Annotated in this window: 4 protein-coding genes; all 4 read right to left on the minus strand. The window is 74.1% G+C overall.

The window, feature by feature from the left end; translation table 11 throughout:
* The coding region (locus ESO86_RS11445) for a transglutaminase TgpA family protein (protein ID WP_165307694.1) at positions 1–1824 on the minus strand (1824 nt) is incomplete at its 3' end.
* A complete protein-coding gene (locus tag ESO86_RS11450) occupies positions 1814–3115 on the minus strand; it encodes a DUF58 domain-containing protein (protein WP_165307696.1) in 1302 nt (433 codons plus the stop codon). The genes ESO86_RS11450 and ESO86_RS11445, both read right to left, overlap by 11 nt.
* 71 nt (positions 3116–3186) lie before the next feature.
* Positions 3187–4161: an AAA family ATPase gene (locus ESO86_RS11455; RefSeq protein WP_129235115.1), complete on the minus strand. Its 975-nt coding sequence runs from the start codon at positions 4159–4161 to the stop codon at positions 3187–3189.
* 35 nt (positions 4162–4196) lie between these two features.
* Complete coding sequence (gene coaD / locus ESO86_RS11460) at positions 4197–4688, minus strand: pantetheine-phosphate adenylyltransferase (RefSeq protein ID WP_129235113.1); 492 nt, start codon at positions 4686–4688, stop codon at positions 4197–4199.
* Positions 4689–4865 lie beyond the last annotated feature (177 nt).

A 4865-nucleotide genomic window follows, 5' to 3' on the forward strand; every position in this document is an offset into this window, starting at 1 on the left:
TCCGCCGAGCGCCCGGTCGGGATCGCCCTCCGGTCGGCCCGTCGCCCCCGGCGTCGCGGCCGGCCCGGTCGGGACCACGCCGGGCGAGGTCTGTCCGGCGTTCGGTCGCGTGTAGTCGGGCACGGTCCCGCGGCCGGGCGTGGGCTCGAACGGCACCCACCCGACGCCCTCGAAGTAGAGCTCGGGCCACGCGTGGAGGTCGTGCGAGTCCACCTCGATCACGACCTGGTCGTCCACCCGCCCGTCGCCCGGAGTCCCGGCGGTGTACCCGATCGAGATGCGCGACGGGATGCCGACCTCACGAGCGAGCACCGCCATGGTCGACGCGAAGTGCACGCAGTAGCCCGCACCCTGCTCGAGGAACGCGGCGATGGCGTCGAACCCCGCTCCGTCGTAGCCGTCGACCACCGGGGCGCTCTCGGAGTACTCGAAGTCCGAACCGCGGAGGTACGCCTGGATCGCGACGGCCGCGTCGTACCGCGTCGGCGCCGAGGCGGTGACCGCAGCCGCCGTCTCGGCGATGATCGGCGGAACGTCGTCGGGCAGTCGGCGCGTCGCGTCGGCCACCGCGCCGGGTGACGGCACGGGCGCCGAGCGCAGCTGCGTGATATCGGGTTGCACGTCGAGGTGGGTGAGGCGGTACTGCTGCCCGAGCGTCGTCGAGTCGACGCTGCGGACGTTGAGCGTGCCCTGGTCCCAGAACCACGACCCGCTGACGCCGCTGACCTCGGTCGTCGGGTACGGCACGGGAAGCCACGCGGTGCGGACCTGGTCGACCTGCACGGCGATCGGACGGGGCTCGACCAGCACGTCCTCGGCGAGCCCGTCGGGCCCGGGCAGCGTCCCGAGCGTGTTGTCCCCGTCGACCGCACGGTCGGTCGCGGACCACACCTGGCCCTCGAGTCGCTCGATCGTGAGCAGGGTGAAGTACGGTCGCTCGCCCTCGGGCGACACGTACGAGAAGGCGGGCACCGGCTCGGGCCGGCGCAGGTCTCGACCGAGGTCGACGTACGGGCTGACGCCCCTGGCGAAGAGCGTCGCCGGCCCGCCGCTGCCGACCAGGAAGCTGGTGCTCACGCTCGGCGTGGCGGCGGCGATGACCGATGCCGCGACGAGGCCGATCGCGGCGAGGCCGAGCGATGCGCCCATGGTCGACACGATCGGCGCCCGCTTGGGCGCGCTGACGACCGGTGCGTCGTCGCGATCGTCCTCCTGGACGAGCTCCGCGGCGCGCCGCACGCGCACGTCGACGCGGAGCAGCAGCAGGTAGGCCGCCGCGGTGAGCACGAGCGCGGGCACCTCGGCGCCGTCCGCGAGGAACAGTCCCGGCACGAGGACCGGCACCAGCATCGGGATCGCGGCGAGCGCGGGGACGCGCACGGTCTGGACGAGCAGGTCGAGGAGGACGGCGATCAGGCCCACGCCGACGGTGATCGCGAAGACGAGCGCGGGAACCGGGATCGCCGGCACGGACTGCTGCTCGATCGTGCGGCGCGCACCCTCGGTGAGCTCGCCGAAGACCGCGAACGTCTCGGGCGTGGGGATCACCAGCGCGAGGCTCGTCGCGCCGCCGAAGAGCAGCGTGAGCGCGAGCAGCATGACCACGAGCTCGAGCGGCGGGACGAGCGACGGCGGAGTCCGCACGGCGCGGAGCGCCGCTCCACCGCCGATCACCGCGACCGCGACGACGGCGCCGGCCCACCACCATCCGCTTCCCGCGATCAGCGGCCCGAGCGCCGTCGTCGCCACGAGGAGGAGCAGCAGGCTCACCCCCGACAGCGCGAGCGACTGCGCGCGGGTCAGCGGGTAGCGGTCAGGGCCCACGGCGACCTCCCGAGCGCACCGCCTCGCGGGCGGACCGCCACGCGTCCTGCCAGGCGGCGGGCAGGTCGGCCGCCCGGTGCACGCGGATGACCCGCCAGTCGGCTTCCTCGAGCCGCTCGACGATGCGGGCGGAGACGGCGTCGGCGGCGAACGCGATCGCGGGCTCGACCGAGCTGCGGAGTGCGACGAGCGCCTCGGCGGCATCGCCGGACGGGTCCACGAGCACGGCGATCGCCGGCATCCGCGTGTCGCGACGCACCGACGTCACGGGGGCGGTGGGATGCCGCCGGGCCTCACGCTGCTCGGCGCGCCCGACGTCGCGACGAGCCGGGTCCAACCGGGCGAGGTCCTCGAGCAGCGCGAGGTCTCCGCCCGGGGCGCGGTAGCCGCCCGCCTCCGGCGCGATCGGCTCGATGTGCGCCGCGGGGTCCTCGACCGGGTCGAGTCGCACCCGGAAACCGCGTCCGAGCAGGTGCACGCCGAGCGAGGCCGCGAGTTCGACGCCGAGTTCGAACGCCGGGTCGAGGGCGTCGGAGCGGTCGCGCGAGCCCGACGCCGGGTGCGCGACACGCCCGCCGAGGGTCGTGTCGAGGAGGATGCGGAGCTCGGGGTCGCCGCGCTGCTCCTCGTCGCGCACCATCAGCTCGCCGCGACGGGCGGTGGCGGCCCAGTGCACCCGCCGGAGCGGGTCGCCGTACCGGTACTCGCGCGCGATGAGCTCGTCGCTGTTCGGCCGCGTGCGGCGCTGCAGCGCGTGCACCGTGCCGTCGACGCTGGCGAGCAGGCCGACCGCCGGCTCGAGGGGCGTGACGCGCGGCGTCACGACGAGGTCCCTGGCGCCGCCCGCCACCCGATCGATGCGCGCGAGTCCGAACGGATCGGTCACCGACACGCGGAGCGGCCCCACCTCGAACACCCCGCGCCGAGGTGTCCGCAACCGGTACTCGAGGCCGACGGTGTCGTCGCCCGAGGGGAGGATCCCCTCGGTGCGCCCGATCGCGGGCAGGATCGCCTCGGGCGGCGGTCGGAGCGCCGGAGAGGCGAGGTCGCGCCAGTGCGCGCCGTCGAACGCCCGGCGGCTCCGGTTGTGCACGCGCAGCCGGACGGTCGTCGAGTGCCCGGCGCCGACGACCGGTGGCTCGAAGGTGCGGTGGACGGCGAGTCGCGGCGGACGCGCCGCGAGGAAGCCGAGCGCAGCGAGCGGCATGGAGAGGCCGACCGCGGCGAGGAGGAGGATGTCGCGCAGGTCGAACCAGAGCGCGACGCCGAAGAGGATGCCGCCCACGACCATGAGTGCGATCCCTCGCGGGGTCAGGCGCGGACGCGCCTGGTGTCGCACCCGGCCGACCCGCGACATCAGGATCACTCCCTCCGCGCGCTGCCGACCGGGACGGGCGTCTCGCCGACGATGCGGCGCACGATCTGGTCGATGAGCGGGCCGCCGTCGTGGTCGTGCCCGCCGACCGCACGGCTGGTCGGCACGAGCCGATGCGCGAGCACCGGCACGGCGAGGGCATCGACGTCGTCGGGCAGCACGAAGTCGCGGCCGTGCATCGCGGCGTGCGCCTTCGCCGCGCGGATCAGCTGGAGGGTCGCGCGGGGGCTCGCCCCGAGCCGGAGCTGGCGGTCCTCGCGCGTCGCGCGCGCGAGGTCGACCGCGTACCCCTTGACGGGCTCCGAGGTGAACACGCGCTGCACCGTCTCGATCATCGCGCGGAGCTCGGCGAGCGAGACGACGGGCTCGAGGCTGTCGAGGGGGCTCGCGGTCTCGCGCTGGGCGAGCATCGCCAGCTCGTCGGCGCTCGCCGGGTACCCCATCGAGATGCGGGCCATGAAGCGGTCGCGCTGCGCCTCGGGCAGCGGGTACGTGCCCTCCATCTCGACCGGGTTCTGCGTGGCGACGACGGTGAACGGCTGCTCCAGGTGGTACGTCGTGCCGTCGGCCGTGACCTGGCGCTCCTCCATGCACTCGAGCAGCGCCGACTGGGTCTTCGGGCTCGCGCGGTTGATCTCGTCGCCGATCACGATGTTCGCGAACACCGGCCCGGGCTTGAACTCGAACCGACGGGAGACCTGGTCGAAGACGGAGACGCCCGTGACGTCGCTCGGCAGCAGGTCGGGGGTGAACTGGATGCGGCTGACCGTGCAGTCCACGGATCGGGCGAGCGCCTTGGCGAGCATCGTCTTTCCGACGCCCGGCACGTCCTCGATGAGCAGGTGCCCCTCGGCCAGGAGCACGGTGAGGGCCGCGGTCACGGCATCGCGCTTGCCGCTGATCACCGTCTCGACGTTGCGGACGATGGCCGCAGCGCGGTCGCCGACCTCGTCGATCTCCATCGCGCCCGCGACGCCGACGGCGCCCTCGGTGTCGCTCATGACCGCATCGCCCCTTGGAGGTACTCGGCCACGGACCGGGGCACGTACGGGGCGACGTCGCCGCCCAGCGCGGAGACCTGCCGCACGAGCGAGCTCGACACGTGCGCGTTCGCCGGGTCGGGCAGGAGGAAGACCGTCTCGACGCCGGCGAGGTGCCGGTTCACGATCGCCATCGGCGTCTCGTAGCCGACGTCGACCTGGGAGCGGATGCCCTTCACCAGCACCGAGGCGCCGACGTCGGTGCAGTAGTCGACGAGCAGGCCCATGCTCCACGCCGCGACCACGATGTCGCCGGGGATGCGGGCGTCGGCGATGGACTGCTCGATGAGCGCGACGCGCTGCGCGATCGGCAGCAGCGCCGACTTGTCGGGGTTGTGCACGACGACGACGTGCAGCTGGTCGTACAGGCCGGCGGCCCGCTCGATGACATCGAGGTGTCCGCGCGTGACAGGGTCGAACGATCCGGGGACGACGGCGATCCGCTGCATACGTGCCAGCGTAGTGCGCGTTCGGCGCTCCGGCAGCGGTGCCGGAGAGTCTCAGCCCCTGCTCAGGTACTCGCTCGACTCGTCGTCGAGGCGGCGCCGGACGGCGGCCGCGAGCGCCGGGTGCCGGGCGAGTCCCGGGTCGTCTGCGAGGAGCTCGGCGGCGGCGGCGCGGGCGTC

Source organism: Agromyces binzhouensis, from assembly GCF_004135055.1.
Classification (GTDB): Bacteria; Actinomycetota; Actinomycetes; order Actinomycetales; family Microbacteriaceae; genus Agromyces; species Agromyces binzhouensis.

Coding starts and splice junctions, on each gene's coding strand:
- ESO86_RS11450 (WP_165307696.1), bottom strand. CDS start 3,115: ATGGTCGTGGGCGGCATCCTCTTCGGCGTCGCGCTCTGGTTCGACCTG.
- ESO86_RS11455 (WP_129235115.1), bottom strand. CDS start 4,161: ATGGAGATCGACGAGGTCGGCGACCGCGCTGCGGCCATCGTCCGCAAC.
- coaD (WP_129235113.1), bottom strand. CDS start 4,688: ATGCAGCGGATCGCCGTCGTCCCCGGATCGTTCGACCCTGTCACGCGC.